This is a genomic window from Polyangium jinanense, assembly GCF_028435365.1.
In genome coordinates this window covers 16208-34163 of record NZ_JAGTJJ010000005.1, presented here as the reverse complement: position 1 = coordinate 34163, position 17956 = coordinate 16208, and the positions used below count along the sequence as shown (strand labels likewise).

Sequence of the window (17956 nt, the reverse complement as noted above, 5' to 3'; positions counted from 1 at the left end):
CTGTCAGGGCGCGAAGGGCGTCGCGGAGCCGTGGTAGTTGGCGCAGCCGGTGATGACGAACGTGCTACCGGTGCTCCACGTCCTGTTGCTGTGCTCGACGAACGCATCGAGCGAGGAAGCTTCCTCCGTGCCGACGGTGACGGTGGTGGTACCCCTGCTGCCTGCCGGCTGATAACGCGCCGGCAGCGACCAGTACTCGATGCTCGATGCTTGCGTCAACCCGCGGACGACGAACGCACGGCCGCGCCAATTTTCCTGAAGCACGTCGGCGACCTTGCCCGTGTAATCGAGCTGATAGTTGCTCCCGGGGAGTTCGGGGAACGTGGGTTTGGGAAGCTGCGAGACGGACGGGATCTGCGCCCAGGTCACGCCGTCGTACGTTTCGCCGTGCCGATACACGTCGGCCTGCGCCCAAACGTAAAATCCGTTGGGCCTCCAAAGGCTGGGCACGTTCGCCTGCCAGTCCGCGAGGGACCAGGTTGCCATGGCGGGGGCGGGCGGCCGGATCTCGAGCTCGTTCTGCGGGTGCCGGAACAAAAGCCAGCGCTGGAGCTGTCCCTTGCCGCTTTCCACGGTGAATGCGTACCCGAGGAGCTCCCCCGTATTTCGATCGACGATCTCGGAAGCGCCGAGATCGAGCAGGCCCGTCGTCGTCATGTCCATCTCCTGTTCGGCACGTGGTCGCGTCTGCATCCCGCGGCGTGTCTGAATGGCCCATCATGCAGCGTTCGTGCCTGGATTGTCACCCAGGAACGCGGTCTGCGCGGCCCCGGCTGACGCGTCAGAGGTTGACGTTTGACGTGTCAGCGATGTCAATGTGTGTCAACGCACTGCGGATTGACGCAGCCTCCTCCTTTACGAGAGGCTCGTCCTTTGCTTCCATCGAACACAAATGACCGTGTTCGACCGAACGCGAGCGGGTGACGCCAGCGAGGCATCCCCCCGCTTCCACGTCCTGCTCGTCGGCATCGATGCCTATCCACGCGTCGATCCGCTCTACGGCTGCGTCAACGATGTCGACGCCTTGGAGGCGCTCCTCCTCGACCGACTCTCGGTCCCGGCCGATTCGATCACGAAGCTCGTCGCGCCTCATCCAGGGTCGTCGAGGCGACCGCGCCTTCCGGAAGGCGAACCGACGTCGGAGAACCTTCGCGCCGCGCTCGAAGCGCTCGCAGGGGAGGGGGTTCGTCCGGGCGATCGTGTCTTCATCCATTATTCGGGCCACGGCACGCAGGTGCTCCCGCGGGGCACGCGGACCGCGCGCGAGGCGCTCGTCCCGGTCGACGCGCTCGCGGGCGGGGAGCTCTTGTTCGACCACTGGATCAATGACGTCTTGCGCCGCATCGCCGCGCGGACGGACGATCTCACCGTCGTCCTCGATTGCTGCTGTTCTGCGGGCGCGACGCGCAGCGCGTGGCGCCCACGGGAGAGCGCGGTTCGGTTTTGCTCGATCGAAGAGCTGCAGATGCTCCCCTCGGTCTCCTCGCGGAGTGGCGGCGAGGCCCGCGCGGGGCTCTTCGCATCCTTCGATCCTTCGGATCCAGGCTTCTTGGTCGTCGCATCCGCACAATCGGGTGAAGCCGCCAGCGAGGGGAAAACCGCGGGCGGGGTTCGTCACGGCGCATTCACCGCGGGGCTGCTCGACCTGCTCGCCGCGGAGTCCGACGAGAGGCTCCGCGTCCTGCGATGGGCAGATCTCTGGCAGAACCTCCGCGCGCGGGTCACGTCTGCATTTCCGGGCCAGCATCCGTGTCTCCTCGGTCGGTCCGAGCGGCGCCTGTTCGGGGGGCCATTTCGGAGGCAGGATCCCGGGTATGCGATCACCCGGGAAGGCGAGCGTTATCGTATCCACGCGGGCACGATGGTAGGGCTCACAGCGGGGGCCAAGGTCGCCGTGTACGGGCCGAGCCCGGAGTTTTTCCCGCCGCTCCATTCCCCGGAGGATCGCGCCGCTCGGCGCGGGCTCCTGCAGGTCGAGAGCGCGACCGCGTCATCGGCGCTGGCCTCGTCCGTGGGAGCCGCATTCGTCCTTGACGAGGCGGCGCGGGGACGCCTCGTGGCACCCGGGAAAGGCGACGCCTTGGTCGTGGGGCTCGACCCGTTCGACGCCGATCTTTCGCGATGGCTTTCGGCGGAGGCGTCGCTCTTTTCGGTCGCGGCCGTCTCTGCACATGGCGAGCGCGAGGTGGAGGCGGTCGTGGGGCGCGCGCCGGATGGGCGTTTCTGGATCGGAGACGACGTGCACGGGTTCGGGGCAGGTGCATCCGGGGACCAGGCGCCGCTCGCCTGGGTGCCGGCAGGGGATCGCGCGGCGCTCGTCCAAGGGCTTTTGCATCATGCACGATACAAGTTGCCGCTGCGCCTCGTGCGCCGATGTCGTGATTGGCCGGGCGTGCTGCGCGTGCGGGTGCTCGACGCGCGGGACGTGGGGAGGCTCGATCTGGAAGAGCTCGCGGACCCGCCGCTCCCCGAGGCGGAGCCGGACCCGGACGGGCGGTATCGTTATCGATTGCTCGACGGGCAGCCGGTGTGTTTTTCCGTGGAGAATCGTTCGAGCGAGCCGATGTATGCGCAGGTGCTCAATTGCGCGTCGAGCGGGAGGGTGGAGATCCTCGGGACGACGCAGCTCGAGATTGCGCCGTGGCGGCGGCAGACGTTCTGGATGAGCGGGCACCTCGGGCGAGCGTTTCCGTGCAGGGTATCGGCCGGGCGGGAATCCAATGTGGACCGGCTGGTCGTCGTGGGGACGGCGTCGCCGGAGGTGGATCTGCGCTTCTTGCGGGTCAAAGAATCGTTCGCGGAGGCGATCGGCAGGTCGACGAGGGAAATGATGCCGGACGAGGAAGCGCCGGCGGAGCGATGGACGGCGACGCTCGTGACGGTGGAGATCGTGCGGGGCATTGGAGGGCCGTAGGCCGAGAGCGGCTCAGTACGTGACCGTCGCGTTCACACCCAAAAACTTGTCATTCTTCTGAATCGCCGCCGTCGGCAGCACGGTAAAGCTCACCTCATTGCTCTTCGACCTTGGGCTCGCGGCGTAGACCGACCTGCCCCATGTCGCGAAGCCCCACGCCATCAGCGGAACTCCGATCGCCGCCGGCAGGAAGACGCCCAGGCAGTATGCGGCCCCGCCCCTTTCGCAATCCTCTGCGCCGATGGCGATGTTCGCGATGCCGTAGCCGGTGAGCACGGTGCCGATCGTGCCGGCGACGTTTCCAGGATGATCGATGTCCGTGACGCTCTGGAGCGCAATCGAATCATTTCCCGCCCGGGTCTCGACCATGAGGATGCCGTCGTCGGCGGCGACGATCTTCCCCTCGATCTCGGGCTCGTTGAACCGCGAAATGGTGGCGGTCGTACCGCAGCCCGTCGCCAGCGCGGCGAAGGAGGCACAGAGGAGCATCATCGGGTTGCGAATGTCGTGGAGCATAAAACCTCTCGAAGAACGGGGCTGTCGTTGCGACCATCCCCCTGAGCAGCTTCCGTGCCTGGCAGGTCGCGATGGTTTTTCGGGCCCGAGCACCACGAGGAGGCGCGTCCAGTGATTGCTGACGCGTTCGTGGACGGACCTGACAGCGGAGGGGCGGGCTGACGCGTCAGAGATGGCGTGAGGGCTCCTCTTCCCCTTGCCCCCGCCGCACGCCCCGTCTTACCATCGGCGGTGCATGCCTCCTGGCAGGAATACCGGATTCAACCGCACCACCCTCGTGGGCCGTGGCACCGCCACCGCATCCGGCGACGACGCTCCCGCCCTTGCGTTGACCATCCTCTACCACCCCGTCCTCGAGCGCGTCGGTGATCGCGTCCTCATCGACGACTCTCCCGGTCGGCCCTTCGCCCTCTCCCGCGCCGAGCCTGTGTTCGCGCCTCCTTCCACCCCCGGTGAAGGCGAGCCCCTCGGCGACGAGCATCTCAGCCGCAAACCCATCCACTTCACGGCCGCCCCCGACGGCGGCCTGCGCATCGATGTCGGCGACAGCAGCACCGCGTTGAATCTACGTGGCCAGCGGCTCCTCGGCAGCGCCATGCTCTCGGCCAAGGAGCTCGCCCGCGGGGTCGTGCTCGAACTCGGCCATCGGATTGTCCTTCTCGCACATCACGCGGGCACATCCGAGTACGTCCTCGACGGCGGCGCGGACGACGATGCTCGCGAGCTCGCCGGCGCGAGCGACGGCCTCCGCCGTGTGCTCTGGGACATCCGCAGCATTGCCGACCTCGATCTGCCGGTCCTGCTTCGTGGGGAGACCGGCAGCGGCAAGGAGCTCGTCGCCCGCGCGATTCACCGGGCGAGCCTGCGGCGTGACAAGCCGTTCGTCCCGGTCAACCTGGGCGCCATTCCGCCATCGCTCGCCGTCGCTGAGCTTTTTGGCGCGGAGAAGGGCGCGTACACCGGAGCGGAGAAGCGTCGGGTTGGGTATTTCGAGCAGGCGCACGGCGGCACGCTCTTCCTCGACGAGATTGGCGAGGCTCCGGTCGAGCTCCAGGTCGCGCTCTTGCGCACGCTGGAGACGGGGGAGATCCAGACCGTGGGCTCCACGCAGCTCCGGAAAACCGACGTGCGTGTCGTCGCCGCGACGGACGCCGATCTCGAAGGAAAGGTCGCGACGGGTTCGTTTCGCGCGCCGCTGCTCAACCGACTCGCGGCGTACGAGATATGGATCCCGCCGCTGCGCGACCGTCGGGACGACATCGGGCGCCTCCTCGTGCGGTTTTTGCGCGAGGAGCTCACGGAGATCGGGGAATCGCACCGCCTCGCGCTTCCGGCCGGCGACGCGAAGCCGTGGCTCCCCGCGTCTCTCGTCGCGCGCCTCGCCGAGTACGACTGGCCGGGCAACGTGCGGCAGCTCCGGAACGTCGTTCGGCAGCTCGTCATCGGCAATCGTGGACGCAATCGCGCAGAGATGACGCCTGCCGTCGAGCGGCTTCTCGTGAGACAACCTCCGCGCGAGGCGGAAAACCCGCGGCCCATCGAGCCGGCGCTGCCGGATCCTCCACAAGTCCACGTCCCCGATCCGCCGCCGGCCGCCGCCAAGGCCCCGAACGACGATTCCTCGTCTGCTTCACGACTTCCCGCTCGGCGAAGGCCCGCCGACGTCACCGAGGCCGAGCTCCGCGAGACCTTGCGCATGTGTCGCTGGGATCTCGCCGCCACCGCGGAGAAACTCGGCATTTCGCGGGCATCTCTGTACCTGCTCATCGAGCGATTCCCCGGGTTTCGCACCGCGGGTGACCTCACGGAGCAGGAGATCGCCCAATGCCACCGTGAGCTCGGCGGTGATCTCCCGCGGATGGCGGAGCGGCTCGAGGTCTCCGAGCGGGCGCTCTTGCGCCGCGTGCGCGAGCTCGGCCTCACCTGACTCCACGCGTCCGCGCGCGCTGACGCGACAATCTTCCCCGACAGACGTCCATTTCGGCTCCTGACGCGTCAGCGCCAGGCGTCAGGGCTGTCGCGCGCACGAAAAGGGACGGCGGCGTGCCCGGCAGGGCTGGCACGGTCGCTGCACATAGGAGGGATACGCGGTCGCAACCACGGCCGAGCCAAAAATAGGAGTCCAGCCATGAACAATGCACATTCGATCTTCGCCGTCCGTTTCTTCTCCGTGGCCCTCGTCGCCGGCAGCTTCGTGATGGCCGGGTGTGTGGCCTCCTCGGAGTCCGAGGAAGCTGCCGAAAGCGTCGAGCAGGCGCTCATCGACGAGAGCGGGGCGCTGTCCATCCCCGGGCAGAACGAAATGCAACTGGAGCGGGCGGGTGATTCCCTCGCGCTCGTGCCCAATGCGGCGTGGAAGGAGCTCGCTCCGGGCGTCTGGGAGAACGGGGAGCAGGAAGGCGCAGGCCGCATCATCGCCGGCGCCGAGGGGCACAAATGGGCGATCGAGCAAGCCGAAAAGGAGCTCTCGGAGCTCCAGGCGCGGAGCGCCTCGCAGGCGGACGAGGATCCCGCGGTGAACGACGAGATCGAGCGTCTCCAGGCGCAGCTTGCGAACCTCCAGGAGACCGCGAAGAACATCGCGGCCGCCCCTGCGTCGCTGACGGTCTCGTGCAACATCGGGTTTTATACCGGCCCGAGCTCGCCCGTCTCGGGTTCTTACGGCGCGGCGGCGCTCGCGCAGGTCTCGTGCACCGGCGGCTGTGAGATGTTCACGATTTCGGCGCAAGCCTGCACGAACTTCGGCTGCTCGCCGGTCTATTCCTCGTCGCGCTTCGTCTGCTCGACCCCGTGGACCTATGGCGTGACGCAGAGCGGCACCTACGGCGCGAGCTGCTCGTCCGCGGCGTCCGTCTCGCCTCCGGGCATCATGTCATCCTGGAGCGGTTTTTGCGGCTGATGCACGGCCTCCGTGCAATGGGGGACCGCGGGCGCCCGAGGTTCGGGCTTCCGCGGTCCCCCACGAAGCGGTTGCGCGCGCCGCCCGTCTCGACGACGATGTGCCTTCCATTCGAGGGCCCCTTGAACGAACTCCAGCTCTTCCTCGCCCACGCCGACGATCAACGCCCCGTCCTCGACGGCGGCCTCCCGCTCGCCGCGACCCTCGACGCGCCCGGGCTCGACGCGCCGCCCGAGGTTCTGCGGCGCGTGGCCAACGTCCACGCGCCGTCGGACGCGCTTCCGGAGCAGCGCTGGGCCCTTGTCGCCCCCAAAGGCCCGGCGGGCGATCGCCTGCTCTCGCTCCTCGCGCCGCTCCGAAAAAAGCGTGAGGAAGAACAGGGGGAAGAGGCGCTCGTGTACCGCGTCGAACCCGGAATGGATCCCGTCGCGGCCGGGGCCTGGATTCAAAAAGAATATCGCGACGCCGTTCGTCGGCGCGAGGTAGAGCGGCCTCGATATCTCCTCCTGCTTGGAGGCCCCGAGCTCATCTCGTGGGACCTCCAACGGATGCTCTGCGGCGAGGCGTTCGTCGGTCGACTCGCATTCAGGGACGACCTTGGATACGAGGCCTACGTCGACAAGGCGCTCCGCTGGGCGGATGTGATGGAGGCCCCGCGCGCGCGGGCCCTTTATCATGCGGTGCTGGACGGCACGCGGGCGATGCAGGAGGGAGATCGTCACCTCGTGCAGCCGAGCCTCGCGATCGCGCGGCAGGGCCAGGCCGCGGGCACGTTCGACGCCGATGAAATCGTCGAGATCCCGACGGATCCCGCGGGCACCACGCTCGACCTGTCGAGCGCCGCCGGCGTCTTGCTCCGCGAGGCGGCACGCACGCGCGGCGGGATGCTCTTCACCATGAGCCACGGCGCGGGGATCCCGAAGGCGGGATGGCGATCCCTCGAGGAGCAATACGCCCACCAAGGCGCGATGGTCCTCGGCCGCGAGGGGGACCTCCTCACGGCAAACGACATTCGTCGCGGCCCGTTTTTGCCCGGCGGCGTCTGGTTCATGTTCGCTTGTTATGGTGCCGGTACCCCTTCGCGCAGCGCGTATTTCCCTTGGCTGAGCAGGCTCCACGAGCTCGGCGTCATCGGGAGCGCCGCGGACGAGGTGCTTGCCGCATTGCCCCGAGGCGGCGATTCGCCCTTCGTCGCGGCCCTGCCGCAGGCCGCGCTCGCGAATCCCGACGGTCCACTCGGCGTGGTGGGGCACGTGGATCTCGCATGGACCTGGAGCTTTCTCGACTACGACATCGAGGGCGGAGCCTTCGTCCCGAAGAGCCGCGCCGAGCGCTTCCAGGGGATCCTGCAGGCCTTCGTGAACGGGCATCGGTTCGGCGTCGCGCACCACGAGCTCGCGCGGTTCTTTCGTTCGGTGAGCACGGAGGTCACGATTTTCGATGAGGAGCACGCTCATCGGGCGAGCCTTTCCTCCGATTTCGTGGAGGACCAGGCGAGCCGGGTACGTCGTGCCAACCTCTGGATGCAACGACAGGATCTTTCGGCGTACGTGCTCCTCGGCGACCCGGCCGCGCGGCTTCCCATTGCGCGATGCCCCGCGGGCATTCGACATGCGGCGCCAGGAGGAGCGGCATCGAGGAGCACGGAGGAGAGCGTTCGCAGGGAAGACGCTGTGCTCGCGGTGCTGCGGGGCATGGCGACCGCGGCGACGGTGGCCTCACGGATGGGCGTGTCGCGCGACGAGGTCGAGCGCTGGGTAGCGACCTTCGTGGACGCGGGCCGCGCGGCGCTCGCCCGAATGCGGTGATGGTGGGGTCAGTCTTTCAAACCTTGGCAGGGAGAAAGGGCGCGTCGTCGGGGAGGCGGAGATCGAGGTATTCGTCGAGCTCGCCGGGCTCGAATCGGCAGAGGCCGGCGACGTGCCAGAAGGAGCTGGCGATGTCGCCGCCAAGCTTGTAGCGGCCGTCGGGGGTGAAGGCGACCCAGCCTTCACGGGTAGCGAGGAGAATGGCAAGGCATTGGCCCGTCTCGACGTCCCAGAGCCGGACCCTATTGTCATAGGAGCCGGAGGCGAGCGTCTTGCCATCAGGCGCGAAGCCCACGCTCAACACCGCCGATACGTGCCCCTCGAAGACCCGCAGGGGGCGGAACGTGGCGACGTCCCAGAGTCGAATGGTATTGTCATCCGAACCGGAGGCGAGGAGCTTGCCATCGGGGGCGAATGCGACGCTATTCACCGCCGCGCCCCGGGCGAATGCGCGCAAGGCGCGTCCCGTGGCGACCTCCCAGAGCCGAACGGTATGGTCGTACGAACCGGACGCGAGCGTCCTGCCATCGGGGGAAAACGCGACGCCGAGCACCGCGGATGTATGCCCCTCGAAGACGTGCAGGACGCGGCCCGCCACGACGTCCCAAAGCCGGACCGTATTGTCGGACGAACCAGAGGCGAGCGTCCTGCCATCGGGGGAAAACGCGATGCTGTAGGCCGCCAGCGCATGCCCCTCGAAGACCCGCAGGGCGCGACTCACGACGTCCCAGAGCCGGACGGTCCTGTCATACGAGGCCGAGGCGAGCGTCCTGCCATCGGGGGAAAACGCGACGCTGTATACCGCATCCGTGTGCCCCTCGAACGTACGCAAGGTGCGGCCCGTCGCGACATCCCGGAGCCGAACCGTCCTGTCGGAGGAAGCGGAGGCGAGGGTCTTGCCATCCGGGGAAAACGCGAGACACTTCACCGCAGACGCATGCTCCTCGAAGGGGGGCCGGGAGCGACCCGTGGCGATGTCCCATAGCCGAACGGTTTTATCGTTCGAACCGGAGGCGAGCGTCTTGCCGTCGGGGGAAAACGCGACGCTCAGCACGAAAGGCGCATACCCCTCGAAGGTGCGCAGGGCGCGGCCCGTGGCGACATCCCAGAGCCGAGCCGTGTTGTCGTCCGAACCGGAGGCGAGGGTCTTGCCATCCGGGGAAAAGGCGACGCTTCTCACCGCATGCGTATGTCCCTCGAAGGTCCGCAGGGTGCGGCCCGTCGTGACGTCCCAGAGCCGAATGGTCATGTCATGCGAGCCGGAGGCGAGCGTCTTTCCATCGGGGGAAAACGCCGCCGCGTACACCGCGTCCGCATGCCCTTCGAACGCGGAGCTGTACAGCGCGTTCGTCTGGCCCTCGAATGCGTGCAGGGCACGGCCGGCCGCGATGTCCCAGAGCTGAACGGTGCTGTCGTCCGAGCTGGAGGCGAGCGTCTTGCCGTCGGGGGAAAACGTCACGCTCAAGACGGCATGCGTATGCTCCCTGAAGACCTGCAGGGCGCGGCCCGTGGCGACATCCCAGATTCGGACGGTCCTGTCGTTAGAAGCGGAGGCGAGCGTCTTGCCATCGGGGGAAAACGCGACGCTCCTCACGGCAGCCGTATGCCCTTCGAATCCCACGAAGGTGCGTGAAGCACGAACGGTCGCGACGTTCCAGAGCTTGATGGTCGTGTCGTCCGAACCGGAGACGAGCGTCTCTCCGTCGGGGGAAAACCGGACGCTTCGCACAGCCGACGTATGCCCCTCGAGGACGCGCAGGACGCGGCCGGTCACGACGTCCCAGAGCCGAACGGTCTTGTCCTCCGAGCAGGAGGCGAGCATCTTGCCATCGGGAGAGAATGAGACGCTGCGGACTCTACCGGCGTGTCCCGACAGGATACGCAGGACCTTGCCCGCGACCGTGTCCACGAGCCAAATTGCGCCATCCCCATGCGCCGTCGCGAGTATCGAGCCGGACGGGTCCCAGGCGACGCTCTTGCATGGAGATGCGGCTGCATACATCGGCTCGACATGACGCAGAACGGGCGGGACCGCGCCCACCCGGAGCAAAGCGTCGTGCCGTTCGTCCGGGATACCCTTTGCCTGGAGCAGGTTCGCGCCGCGGAATCGAGCCGGGTCGAGGGGCCCTGCCATCGACAGATCGACGCCTTCCGCCCGGACGAACGAGAGATCGGCCTCCGTCAGGTCCACCCGCGAGAGGCTCGCGCCTCGCAGGTCCGCGTGCGACAGGGCCGCCCCGACGAGCGACGCCCCCTGCAAGTCAGCTCCCTTCAGCATCGCCCCGCGCAGGTCCGTCCCACGAAGGTTCGCGCCGCGCCAATCCACCCCGGAGAAGTCTCGCCCGCGGAGATCTTGCCCCTCGAAATTCACCCGCTCGAACCGCTCCTTCATTCGCGTGAGCAAGAGCGCTGCATTTTTTCGACTGATGCCCTCGTCGGCACCCGCCATCTTCTCCTGCGCCCACGTTACAGCGTGCTCGCGTCCTGCCATCGCCGCGAAGAAATCCGCCATCAGCGCGCTCATCTCGTCCACCACGAGCGCCGGCGGATCCTGACCACGAACGAGCTCGTCGGCCGCTTGTTTCGCGACGAGCCACTCCATCACCGACCGATGCACGAACGAGAACCGACCCTCCCCGTCCCGCACGAGCAGCGATCCCGACCCGAACACGTGCGTGAGCACCGCCGGATCGAAGGCCGGCTCCCCGAGCGCTGCGAGTGCCTGCCCGAGCCCTTCGTGAATCTCGTCCACCGAAACCGTCTTCACCCGCGCATGCCACATGGATAGAGCGAGCGAAGCCACGCCCCGCGAGAGCGCCTCCCGCGAAATGCCCTTCGACCAGCCTTGCCGCCGCGAGCGCTCGTGCTCGAAGTCGAGCCATTGCTTCACGAGCAGCTCGTAGAGCTTCGCCGAGGTGATCTCGCCCCATTCTTTCTTCGCCTCCCGCAGCGACTCCTCCGGAATCTCTGCGATGAACGAGAGCATGCGCGGATTGTGCGAGAGCCCGAGCAGATCCTTCACCTCGTCGATCAACCGATACCGGGCGTCCGCCGCCTCCGCCGACGCGAGCACGTTGCGCAGATACCTTCGGATCTGCGGCTCGCCGAACGGCTCCAGCATGACGAGCCGATATCCGCCTTGCACCGCGCTCTCGGCCTTCCGCGCGAACTCACGCTCCACAGCCTTGTGAATCTCGCCCTCCGTCAAGAAATGCTGGCGCCGGCTGGAGAGCACCACCTTCGCCTGCCCTCGGGCGGCCGAGAGCACCGTTTCGAGGTGCCCGGTCGCGCTGTCGTACGTGACCTTGTCCGCAAGCTCGTCGAACCCGTCGAAGAACAGCGCAACGCGCCCCTCTTCGAGCATGTATTCGAAAGCCTTGTAGTTGTACCCGGATACGTCCGCGCGCGAGAAATGCGCGCCGATGAGCTCCGCGAGGCTGTGCTGTTTTTCGAGCTTGCTCATTTCGAGCAGCACGGGCAAAACGGGGTGCTTGTCCTTCACCATCTGCCGGCAGAGTTCGCGGAGCAAAAACGTCTTGCCCGCCCCGAACTCCCCGAGCACGAGCAAAAAGCGCCGCTGCGCCGGCGTCGCGAGCAGATCCCACATCGACTGCAGCGCGTTCTCGGTGTGCTGGAGCTCGCGATTGCCCGCGACCTTGATCCACGCTGGCGGATCGACGTAAGCGGTCGGGATGTACGCCGGGCTTTTCTCGAGCTCGCGCGTTTGCCAGGCGAGATAAGGTTCGAGGTCGAAGAGACCCTGGTACCCGTCGAACGTCTTGAGCTCGATCCCCCGGCGATCGAGCTCTGCGCGCAGGGCGACGGGCGCGGCCTGGCCCCGATGCACCAGCGTCGAGCGGAGCAGCGGATGGTCCCGGCGGAAGGGCCCGTCAATCTCCGCGGAAAAACGCGCCGCGAGCTCCTCCGTGATCTCGTGGTCCAGCGCGGCGACGAGGCTCACCCGGAAAAAACCGCCAGCATCGACCTCGACTTCGAGCACGCCCGCGAACGGCGGAGGCGTATCTCCGCGCGTGATCCGCGCGCCCGGGTGGCGCAGCTTCGCAATGCGCTCGACACGCGCGAGGAAAGGATCGACGATATCCTCCTCGCGACCCATGGCACGCCTCGAAACCGGCCCGTCATACGAATGTGGAGCTGGTACGGAGTCGGCGGCGCCGGAATTGCTGGGCATACTCGGGGCCTTGCGGGTCAGGAACCTTGGGACCTCCCCATCCCCGAATCCGGAGAGCTCGATCTGGTTCTTGCCCAGTTCGAACGCATTGCTCAGCGTCTCCCCGAACCCGAGCCCCTGATAAAACGCCCACGCGAAGTTGATGGCCGCCGCATCCTCGATCGTGCGGCTCATGCCGACCACGGCATCCACGTGTTGCCGGATCGCCTCCGCCTGCGCGGCAGAATGGCAGGCGTTCAGCACGACGCAACGGACACCGCCCACGATCCGGAACAGGTTTGCCAATGCAGACGCCGGGATCGGTTTGGCTCTGCCCGCATCGTCCTCGACCAGGATTTCGCCATCGAGATCCTCCGCGCGCGGCTCGTCGGCGGGCAACATCTCCCGGCGGACGTCGACCGAATCGAGGGAGCGACTGCTCCGGTCGCCTCGACCGTGCCCGGAGAAATGGACGATCTGCGGCCTGTGCCGAAGCAGCTCCGCTTGAAGATCGCTGACACGAACGGCCCACGCCTGCATGATCTCGAAACGCTCGCCCTTGGGTGTTCCGTGAAGGCGCTGCGTGATCTCGCGGACCTCCCGCTCCAGCGCCAAGCGTGTGGTATCGGAAGGGTTCGCTCCGAGGAAGAGGATCCGAATCTTGGAGGGCATCGCGATGGTCATGATGGGACCCGTCAGGGTTTGGCGGGGAGGATACTCGTGCGGTCTCGGAGGCGGAGATCGAGGTATGGGTCGATCTCGCCGGGTTCGAATCGGCACAGGCCCGCGACGTGCCAGAAGGAGCCGCCGATGTCGCCGCCGAGCTTGTAGCGGCCATCGGGGGTGAAGGCGACCCAGCCTTCAGGGGTGGTGAGGAGAATGGCGATGCAGCGGGCCGTGGACGGGTCCCAGAGGTGAATGGTGCCGTCTGCGGAGGCAGAGGCGAGGGTTCGGCCGTCAGGGGAGAACGCGACGCTCGTCACCGGAGACGCGTGCCGCTTCAAAATACCTATGGCTCGACCGGTCCCGACATCCCAGAGCCTGAGCGTATTGTCTGCCGAACCGGAGGCGATCGTCTGGCCGTCGGGCGTGAATGCGACGCTCGTCACGAAATCCGTGTGCCCCTCCAAGATCCGGGCTTCGAGTCCTGCCGAGACGTCCCACAACCGCACCGTCTTGTCCTGGGAAGCGGAGACGAGCGCCTTGCCATCCGGAGCAAAGGCGACGCTCGTCACGACATCCTTATGCCCCGCGAAGATGCGTATCGTCTGTCTCCTCAAGAGATCCCAAAGAAGAATGGTCAAGTCACTCGAGCTCGAGGCCAGCGTCCTGCCATCCGGCGCAAAGGCGACGCTCGTCACCGGCCCTTCATGACTCTGGAACGTGCGGATTTCACGACCCGTGGCGACGTCCCAGAGCCGCACGGAGTCGTCATGGGAGCCCGTGGCGAGCGTCATTCCATCCGGGGAAAACGCGACGCTCGTCACGACGTTGCCGTGTCCCACGAGGGCGCGGAAGACCCCTTCCGTTTTGACGTCCCACAGTCGAATGAGGTTGTCGCCCGAGACCGACGCCAGGGTCCTGCCATCGGGCGCGAACGCGACGCTCGTCACCGATAAAAGGTGCCCTTCGAGGGTACGAAGACGGCGCCCCGTCTCCAGATCCCAGAGCCGAACCGTCCGGTCGTCCGAACCGGATGCGAGGGTCTTGCCGTCGGGCGCGAACGCGACGCTCGTCACCGAATGCGGACGCCGCTCGAAGACGTGTATCGGGCGCCCCGTCCGAACGTCCCACAGCCGGAGGGTCGTATCCCACGAGCCGACGGCGAACCTCGTGCCATCGGGCGCAAAAGCGACGCTCATGACCGAATTTTCATGATCCACGATGCGACCCGTCTCGCGTCCGGTATGACTGTTCCAAAGCCGAGCGGTATGGTCGGACGAACCCGACGCGAGATTCTTGCCATCAGGGGCAAATGCGACGCTCGTGACCGCTTTTGCATGCCCGTGGAGAATGGATACGGTGCGCCTCGTCTCGACGTCCCAGAGTCGAATGGTCTTGTCAGCCGAACCCGAGGCGAGCGTCTTGCCATCGGGCGCGAACGCGACGCTCCGGACGACATCCGTGTGCCCCCGGAGAGCGGCGATCATGGTGCTCGACCCGATCGTCACGAAATCCCACAACCCGATGAGTTTGTCGGACGAACCGGAGGCGAGGGTTTTCCCATCCGGCGAGAGAGCCAAGCTCGTGACCGCCCCTCGAAGCCATTGAAAGACGCCCATCTGGCGCCCCGCGTCGACATCCCAGAGACGAATGCTCTTGTCCTCGGAGCCGGAGACGAGCACCTCGTCGTCAGCGGCGAAGACGACGCTGTTCACCGCACCCACGTGCCCTTCGAGGATACTCGAAATGCGGCCGGTCGCGACGTCCCAGACCCGAATGGTCGTGTCGGACGAGCCTGACGCGATCCTCTTGCAATCCGCGGAGAACGCCACGGATCGCGCCTCTCCGGTGTGGCCGAGCAAGACCCGCAGCACCTTTCCTCTCCTCGCATCCACGAGCCATACCGTCCCATCGACGTGCCCCGCGGCAAGCATATTGCCATCCGCACAGAACGCGACGCTCGAGCACCGGGAAGCGGAGAGCCACATGGGCTCGACCTGCCGCAAAGATGGCGGAACGGCGCCTTCCGCGATCAGCGGTTCCAGCCATTCGTTCTGGATTCCCTTTGCCCGGAGCAGATTGGCCCCCCGCCACCGCGCCGGTTCGATGGGCCCCGCCATCGTCAAATCCGCGCCCACCGCTCGGACGAACGATAGATCCGCCGCCGTGAGGTCCACCCTCGAAAGATCTGCGCCCCGCAGATCCGCTCGAGACAGGTCGGCGTAGGCCAGCGACGCCCCCCACAACTTCGCCCCAACGAGCGTCGCGCCCTGCAGATCCGCCCCCGCCAGGTTCGCCTCGCTCCAATCGACCCCCGAATAGTCCCCGCCCCGCAAATCCTGGCCTACGAGGTCCAGCGTCACCGGGACATCCACCTCCGGCAGCGGCCCCCAGGTCTTCTCGATTCGCTTCAGCAAGAGCGCCGCGTTTTTCTTGGCATGCCCCTCGGCCGCGCCCGACAGCTTGCCCGACGCCCAATCCAGCGCGGCGTCTTTCCCCACCATCGAGGCGAAGAAATCCGCCATGAGCTCGCTCATCTCGTCCAGCGCGAGCGCGCTCGAATCCCCTTTCCTCACGACGTCCCGCGCCGCCACCTCCGCGACGAGCCACTCCAGCACGGAGCGGTGGACGAATTGAAAAACACCGTCCCGATCCCGCACGAAGAGCGACCCCGACCCGAAGAGATGCTCCAGAATGCCCGCATCGAGCACCGGCTCGCCGAGCGCCCGCATCCTGGACACCACGCACTCGCGAATCTCTTGAATCTCGACCGTCTTGACGGGCCGATCCCACAAGAGCAGCGCGAGATCGGACATCACGGTTCGCAGCGCCTTGCGCGACACGCCCCGCGGCGCGCCTGGCGGGTTTGCCCGCTCGTACTCGAAATCGAGCCATTGATCGACGAGCCACTCGTAGAGCTTCGCCGCCGTGACCTCCTCGTCGTTCTCCTCCGCCCGCCGGAGCTTCTGCTTGTCGATCTTCGCGATGAACCCAAGCATGCGCGGGTTGTGCGAGAGCCCGAGCAGGTCCTTCACGTTGTCGAGCTGCCGGTAACGCGCGTCGGCCTCCACCGGATCTCGCAGCGTGTTCTGCAAGAATCGGCGGATCTGCGGCTCCTCGAATCGATCGAGAAGGAAAAACCGATACCCCTGCGTCCGCTCCGCCTGCTCCGCCAGGGCGCGTTTGACGTCGTGATCCGTCAGAAAATGCTGCCGCCGGCTCGTCACGACCACCTTCGCGAGCCCGTGCGCCGCCTGCAAGACCGTCTCGAAATGCTGCACCGCTCGGTCGTAGGGCAGCCGCAACGCGAGCTCGTCGAAGCCGTCGAACAGGAGCGCGATCCGCCCCTCGGCGAGCATGTACTGGAACGCATCGAAATCGAAGCCGGCCATGTCCGCCGCCGCGAAATGCTGCGCGAGCAAGGTCTTCAGCGTCTGCGCCTTCTCGAGCTTGCTCATCTCGACGAGCACCGGGACGAGCGGATGCTTCTCCGTCGCCATGCGGCGCGCGAGCTCGTGGAGAAGGAACGTCTTGCCGGCCCCGAAATCGCCCAGCACGAGGGCAAACCGCGGATGGAGGGGCGTGTCGAGCTCCTGCCACAAAGTCGCGAGCGCGCTCTCGACCCGCCTCTCCTCGCGAGCCCCCGCGAGGCTCACGCGCGCGGGCTGATCGACGTAAAGCCACGGGGGATAAATGCCGTCGCTCTCCAGGCGCTCCGTTTGTCGTTCGAGGTAACGTGTGAAATCGAGAAGACCCTGGTACTCGGAGAAGCTCTTGAGGAGCACACCTCGGCGAGCTGCCTCCATCTGAAAGGCATAAGCGGCGGACGCACCCGCGTGAACCAGCGTGGGTTTTCCCCCGTAGGGATCGCGCTGCCGGAGCGGCTGCACCACCTCTTTGATATATTGCGTCAAAAGCTCTTCCGTGATCGGCCTGTCGACGGCGCCGACGACACGAAGCTCGAAGATCGCTCCTTCCTGCACTTCGATGTCGAGCGTGCCCGCCCATGGCGCGGGCCCCTCGTGCCGCGTGATGCGCGCCCCCGCGTGACGCAAGCGTGCCACGCGCTCGACACTCGCGAGGAACGGATCGACGCGCTCCTCCTCCACGTCGCGGCTCGCCCTGGGACGCGCGTCGGCCACGACAACGCCTGCACGGCTCGGGACCTCTCGTGTCAGGAGCCTCGGGACCTCACCATCCCCGAATCCGGCGAGCTCGATCTGGTTCTTGCCCAGCTCGAATGCATTGCTCAGCGACTCCCCGAACCCGAGCCCCTGATAAAACGCCCACGCGAAGTTGATGGCCGCTGCATCCTCGATCTTGCGGCTCATGCCGATCACGGCATCCACGTGCTGCTGGATCGCCTCCGCCTGCGCGGCAGAATGGCAGGCGTTCAGCACGACACAACGAACACCGCCCATGATCCCGAACAGGTTTGCCAATGCAGACGCAGGGATCGGCTTGGCTCTGCCCGCATCGTCCTCGACCAGGATCTCGCCATCGAGATCCTCCGCGCGCGGCTCGTCGGCGGGCAACATCTCCCGGCCGACGCGGACCGAATCGGGGGATCGATCGCCAAGGGCGCCTCGACCATGCCCGGAGAAGTGGACGATCTGCGGCCTGTGCCGAAGCAGCGCCGCTTGAAGATCGCTGACGCGAACGGCCCACTCCTGCACGATCTCGAAGCGCTCGCCCTCGTGCGTTGCGCGAAGGCGCTGCGTGATCTCGCGGACCTCGCGCCCCAGCGCCAAGCGTGTGGTATCGGAAGGGTTCGCTCCGAGGAAGAGGATGCGAATCTTGGAGGGCATGGCGATGGGCATGATGGAGAAGCCTCGCTCGGCTCGCGACGAACCTCGGGCGACTCCCCGCGCGCCATCGCGGAAGCGTACTAAGCCTGTGCGAGCGAGGGAAGCGCAATCAACGCCCGAGGGGCGTTCAGCTTGGCGGGGATGGGACGTTCTGCGTGCTCGAGGGCATCGACGAGC

Annotated in this window: 8 protein-coding genes; 4 read left to right on the top strand and 4 right to left on the bottom strand. The window is 66.7% G+C overall.

Annotation, left to right across the window (positions count from 1 at the left end; genetic code table 11):
- Positions 1-3: 3 nt before the first annotated feature.
- Positions 4-657 (bottom strand): hypothetical protein, encoded by a 654-nt coding sequence (locus KEG57_RS13355; RefSeq protein ID WP_272420148.1) that lies wholly within the window; start codon positions 655-657, stop codon positions 4-6.
- A 241-nt stretch (positions 658-898) separates the two neighbouring features.
- Between KEG57_RS13355 and KEG57_RS13350 the strand changes: the two genes are divergently transcribed.
- Positions 899-2914 (top strand): caspase family protein, encoded by a 2016-nt coding sequence (locus KEG57_RS13350; RefSeq protein WP_272420147.1) that lies wholly within the window; start codon positions 899-901, stop codon positions 2912-2914.
- Between the two features lie 12 nt (positions 2915-2926).
- On the opposite strand, the gene KEG57_RS13345 is transcribed toward KEG57_RS13350, so the two are convergent.
- Positions 2927-3430 carry a hypothetical protein gene (locus KEG57_RS13345; RefSeq protein ID WP_272458509.1) on the bottom strand — a complete coding sequence of 168 codons (504 nt, stop codon included), beginning with the start codon at positions 3428-3430 and terminating at the stop codon, positions 2927-2929.
- A 235-nt stretch (positions 3431-3665) separates the two neighbouring features.
- Between KEG57_RS13345 and KEG57_RS13340 the strand changes: the two genes are divergently transcribed.
- The 3 genes from KEG57_RS13340 to KEG57_RS13330 all read left to right on the top strand — a co-directional run bounded on the left by KEG57_RS13340 (position 3666) and on the right by KEG57_RS13330 (position 8137).
- Complete coding sequence (locus KEG57_RS13340) at positions 3666-5357, top strand: sigma 54-interacting transcriptional regulator (RefSeq protein ID WP_272420145.1); 1692 nt, start codon at positions 3666-3668, stop codon at positions 5355-5357.
- 201 nt (positions 5358-5558) lie between these two features.
- On the top strand, positions 5559-6329 hold the full coding sequence (locus tag KEG57_RS13335) for a hypothetical protein (RefSeq protein ID WP_272420144.1): 771 nt from the start codon (positions 5559-5561) through the stop codon (positions 6327-6329).
- A gap of 122 nt (positions 6330-6451) precedes the next feature.
- Positions 6452-8137 carry a helix-turn-helix domain-containing protein gene (locus KEG57_RS13330; RefSeq protein WP_272420143.1) on the top strand — a complete coding sequence of 562 codons (1686 nt, stop codon included), beginning with the start codon at positions 6452-6454 and terminating at the stop codon, positions 8135-8137.
- A 16-nt stretch (positions 8138-8153) separates the two neighbouring features.
- On the opposite strand, the gene KEG57_RS13325 is transcribed toward KEG57_RS13330, so the two are convergent.
- Both KEG57_RS13325 and KEG57_RS13320 read right to left on the bottom strand, forming a co-directional pair.
- A complete protein-coding gene (locus KEG57_RS13325; protein ID WP_272420142.1) occupies positions 8154-12992 on the bottom strand; it encodes a WD40 domain-containing protein in 4839 nt (1612 codons plus the stop codon).
- 11 nt (positions 12993-13003) lie between these two features.
- Positions 13004-17779, bottom strand: coding sequence for a WD40 domain-containing protein (locus KEG57_RS13320; protein WP_272420141.1), 4776 nt, complete (start codon positions 17777-17779; stop codon positions 13004-13006).
- Between the last annotated feature and the right edge of the window lie 177 nt (positions 17780-17956).